Annotated in this window: 5 protein-coding genes; all 5 read right to left on the bottom strand. The window is 60.1% G+C overall.

The features are described from left to right. The coding region (locus I8N66_RS36330) for an aminotransferase class III-fold pyridoxal phosphate-dependent enzyme (protein ID WP_291165188.1) at positions 1 to 718 on the bottom strand (718 nt) is incomplete at its 3' end. An 11-nt stretch (positions 719 to 729) separates the two neighbouring features. Further along, positions 730 to 1,740: an NAD(P)-dependent oxidoreductase gene (locus I8N66_RS36325; protein WP_291165185.1), complete on the bottom strand. Its 1,011-nt coding sequence runs from the start codon at positions 1,738 to 1,740 to the stop codon at positions 730 to 732. Further along, a complete protein-coding gene (locus I8N66_RS36320; RefSeq protein ID WP_113537716.1) occupies positions 1,737 to 2,180 on the bottom strand; it encodes an EamA family transporter in 444 nt (147 codons plus the stop codon). The genes I8N66_RS36325 and I8N66_RS36320 overlap by 4 nt, the downstream gene beginning before the upstream one ends. A 93-nt stretch (positions 2,181 to 2,273) precedes the next feature. Then, a complete protein-coding gene (locus I8N66_RS36315; protein ID WP_162768743.1) occupies positions 2,274 to 3,596 on the bottom strand; it encodes an FAD-binding oxidoreductase in 1,323 nt (440 codons plus the stop codon). Then, positions 3,593 to 4,270 (bottom strand): UbiA family prenyltransferase (locus I8N66_RS36310; RefSeq protein WP_291165181.1); only part of this gene is annotated, 678 nt, incomplete at its 5' end. The genes I8N66_RS36315 and I8N66_RS36310, both read right to left, overlap by 4 nt.

Raw genomic sequence — 4,270 nt, 5'->3', positions numbered from 1 at the left:
CCTGGATGATGCCGCCGCCGCCCTGGATGGTTTCCAAGACGATGACGCCGATTTCCGGGTCGGATTTGAAGGCGTTCTCCACCGCATCGATATCGGCGAAGGGCACGCGCACCGTGTTATCGGCCACCTTGAAGTCTGCGCGGTAAAGCTGGCCGTCGGTGATGGCGAGCACGCCCTTGGTCTTGCCGTGGAAGGAATTCTCGGCATAGACAACCTTCGGCCGCTTCGGGCCGGCGGCACGCTCGGCAAGCTTGACGGCAGCCTCCATCGCTTCCGAACCGGACGAACCGAGGAAGACCATGTCGAGGTCGCCCGGCGAGCAGGCCGCGATGTTCTTGGCTAGCGCCGCCGCATATTGCGACATGAAGGCGATGGCGATCTCGTGGCGCTTTTCGTCCTGGAACTTCTGGCGGGCGTCGAGAATGCGCGGATGGTTGTGTCCGAAGGCGAGCGAGCCGAAGCCGCCGAAGAAATCGAGGATCTTGCGGCCGTTCTGGTCGGTGTAGAACATGCCCTCGGCGCTCTCGATTTTCACCTTGTGGAAGCCGAGAAGCTTCATGAAGTGGAGCTGTCCGGGGTTCAGATGCTCCTTGAAAGCCGTGGTGATGTCGCCGATCGACATGGCTTTCGCCTGTTCGACGGTGATGAGATTGGGCTTGGCGACGCCGCCGTCGAGCGACGGAGCGGCAACAGCGATACGGTTCGGTCTGTCCAACATGTTCTGTCCCCTCATTCGGCCGGCACGACGACGGAAGCGGCCGAAACGGCGCCCGTCTTCTTGGCCCGATATTCGTCATAGGCGGCAATCAGCATGTCGCCATCGTTGTATTCCGCGCGCCAGCCAAGCTCGCGCTTGAGCTTGCCGGTCTCGCGCACGCACATCTCGTCTGCGATCAGGTACTGTTCCGGGTCCATGATCGGCTTGTTGATCATGTCGAAGAAGGCCAGCGTCTGCTTGACGGCGAAGGCGGGGGTGGGCAGCAGGAAGGATTTCGAGCCGGCATGCTTGACGAGGTTGCCGAGCAGATCACGCACGGAAGGCGGATTGTCGGAACCGAGATTGTAGGCTTCGTTCGGCACGCCGCCCTTCCAGGCAAGTCGCGCGGCTTCGGCGCAATCGAAGACCGAAATGAACTGGTAGGGCACCTTGCCCGAGCCGATCATCGGCACCGGCAGGTTCATGTCGATCAGCTTGAACAGTTTCTCGAGAATGCCGAGACGACCGGGGCCAATGATCAGGCGTGGGCGGAAGATCGAGATGTTCATGCCCTGCTTGCGCCACTGCACGGCCAGCTGTTCGGTCGCCCATTTCGACTTGCCGTATTCGCCGAGCGGCTTTGCCGGGTGGTCTTCGGTCTGCGGCGACTGCACCGTGTGGCCGTAAATCATGTCGGTCGTGAACTGCACCAGACGCGATGCGCCGGCCGCGTCCATGGCCTTCATGATGTTCTCGGCGCCGTAGTAGTTGACGGGCCAGAAGAATTTCCAGCGCTTCGAACGGATCTGCAGCGGCGACAGCATCTTCGCCGCCATGTTGTAGACCATGTCATCCGGACCGATGCCGACCTTCTGAACAGCTTCCAGATCGGTGACGTCGCAATGGATGAAGCGGGCGCGGCCGTAATGCGAGAGGTCGGACTTGACGATATCGGCGATCACCACGTCTTCGCCGTCCTTGACGAGACGTTCCGCCAGGTGACGGCCCACGAAGCCGTCGCCACCAAAGATGATGTGTTTCATGACTTGCTCCCGAATTCTGCGGTGCTCACCCCGGCAGCAGCCTCAGTCGGCTTGTCATCGGCATGGGATGAGATGCCCGACTGGGCGATAAGAACGGTTCCTGCGCAGATCAGCGCGATGCCGGCGATGCGCCAGGCATTCAGGTCTTCGCGAAAAACGAAGTAGGCGAAGACCGCGACGGCGACGTAAGCGAGGCTTAGGAACGGATAGGCAAAGGAAAGCTCGACCTTCGACAGCACATAGAGATGCGACGCCATCGAAATGACGAAGGTCACGAGGCCGGCAAAGACCCATGGGTTGAAGACGATCTGGAACAGCCGCACGATTGCCGTTTCAGCGGTCATCGAAATCGGCCCGAGCGTCATCATGCCCTGCTTCAGCATGAGCTGAGCGGCAGCATTGGTAAAAACCGTAAAGAGAATGAATGGAATATATTTCATTGTTTTACTCCCAGCCCCGCAAATGTACTTACGGGCAAGAGACGGATTTTCCGTGAAGTTTGAAAGTTTATTTGAATAAAATTGTCTGCATTCTCATTCTGGCAAAGCCAGAGCCGTGCGCTTCCAGAAGTTCGAAACGAGTGCAGGATCGCGCAACGCCTCAAGCTCTCTCCAGGAAGGGAAAGATTTTTCAAAGACTTGCGAGCTCATACGGGCATCCTTGTACGGATTGATCGCACCGCCTGCCTCCACCACGATGCGATCGAGCGCATCCAGGAGCTTTACTGTCCGTTCACCTTGATTGGCGAAGTCCAAAGTCAAAGTAAAACCGGGTCGCGGGAAGGACAGGACGCCGCGCGAACCGATGTCGCCGAACCGCTTCAGAACCGTCAGGAACGACGCGTGACCGGCCTTGCGGGCCGTCTCCATGAGTTGCGCGGTGATCTCCGGCGCGCGCTCGGCGGGATAGACGCTCTGATGTTGGTAAAGCCCGCGTGGACCGTAAAGCCGGTTCCAGGCGCCGATCGCGTCCAGTGGATAGAAATAGGAAGTCCAGGGAACCGTGGTCACGGTTTCACCGGGCTTCTCCTTGCGGAAATAATATTCGTTGAAAACCTTGAGCGTCGTCCGGTTCAGAAGATTGAAGGGCGGCGCGAAGGGCACCGAAAGCTTCAATCCCTTGGGGATATCGGGCAGCTCGCAGGAGCCATCGGCGTGATCGCCGGCCAACAGTACGCCCCGGCCCGTGCGGGCTCCGGTTGCGAGCTGGTCGATCCAGGCAACGGAGTATTCGTGTTCCTCATCGACGCGATCAACGAGGGCGAAGTATTGGTCGAGGTTAGCGAAGCGGATCGCATGCTGTTGCACATGTGGCGACGGCACCTTCATCAGCCTCATATCCACGGTCAGGATAAGCCCGGTCAGGCCCATGCCACCGATGGTGGCGGCATAGAGTTCGGCGTTTTCTCCGGGCGAACAGATCAACCGCTCACCGTTCGAGCGCAGGAGCGTGAAACCTGTCACGTGATTGCCGAAGGTGCCGCGTGCATGGTGGTTCTTGCCGTGCACGTCGTTGGCAAGTGCGCCCCCGACTGTCACGAAGGCTGTGCCCGGGGTGACCGGCAGGAAGAAGCGATGTTCGATCGCGCGTTCGAGCACCTCGCGCAAGGTCACGCCAGCCTCGCAGGTCATCATGCCGGTGCCGGGATCGAACGCCAGTATGCGGCCGTGCCTGCGACTTTCGATCAGCGTGCCCCGATCGTTGTGGCAACTGTCGCCGTAGCTGCGGCCGTTGCCGAAGGGCAAGTAGCCCCCGGCCTCCAGGCTGGCGAGGCGATCTTCATAGTCGTCAGGCGAAATGGCCGGCCGCGCGCGCTTGTCGAGCCGTCCCCAGCTTTCATGATCTTGCAAACTCATTGCGGCCCGATGGCTCCAAACAGGATCAGCAGCGCGCCGACCAACATGGTCAATTGGCTGCGCCAGTCACGCATGATGAAGACGACAGGGTCTTCGTGCAGCATGCCGCGACGCGCGAGCATCCAGATGCGCAACAACATATAGAGCACCAGCGGGCAAAGCGGCCAGAGAGCCCAGGGCGTCGTATACATTTCCTGGAGTTCCTTGCTATGCACATAGAGCGCAAGGACCAGGGCGGAGGTGAAGGCGGAAGCAACGCCAGCCTGCCCCACCATCTCGAAATCGACGGCAAGATAGCCGCGGCCGGGGACATTGCCGCCATCCTTGTCCTCGAACTCATGTAATTCGACATAGCGCTTCACCAGCGCGAGGCTGAGGAAGAAGAAGATGGCGAAGGACACGAGCCAGAAGGACAGTTCCGTGCCCGTTGCCGCGGCACCGGCAACGATACGGGTGGTGTAGAGGCCAGCGAGCGTGAAGACGTCAACCAGGAGCTTGCGCTTCAGCACGAAGGTATAGGCGGTCGTCGCGAAGGCATAGAACGCCAGCACGCCCGCGAATTTCCACGGCAGCAAAAAGGTCAGCGACAGCGATGCGAGAACCAGGCAGCCGGCAAGTAGGAGCGCCGTCGGTACCGACATTTGGCCGCTCGCGAGCGGCCGGTGACGCTTCTT

The sequence above is a fragment of the Ensifer sp. SSB1 genome, assembly GCF_016652895.1.
In the GTDB taxonomy this organism is placed as follows: Bacteria; Pseudomonadota; Alphaproteobacteria; order Rhizobiales; family Rhizobiaceae; genus Ensifer.
This window is presented reverse-complemented; position numbering and strand designations above follow the sequence as displayed.

Excerpts from the sequence above, each read along its gene's own strand:
- I8N66_RS36320 (WP_113537716.1), bottom strand. The coding sequence starts at position 2,180 with ATGAAATATATTCCATTCATTCTCTTTACGGTTTTTACCAATGCTGCC.
- I8N66_RS36325 (WP_291165185.1), bottom strand. The coding sequence starts at position 1,740 with ATGAAACACATCATCTTTGGTGGCGACGGCTTCGTGGGCCGTCACCTG.
- I8N66_RS36315 (WP_162768743.1), bottom strand. The coding sequence starts at position 3,596 with ATGAGTTTGCAAGATCATGAAAGCTGGGGACGGCTCGACAAGCGCGCG.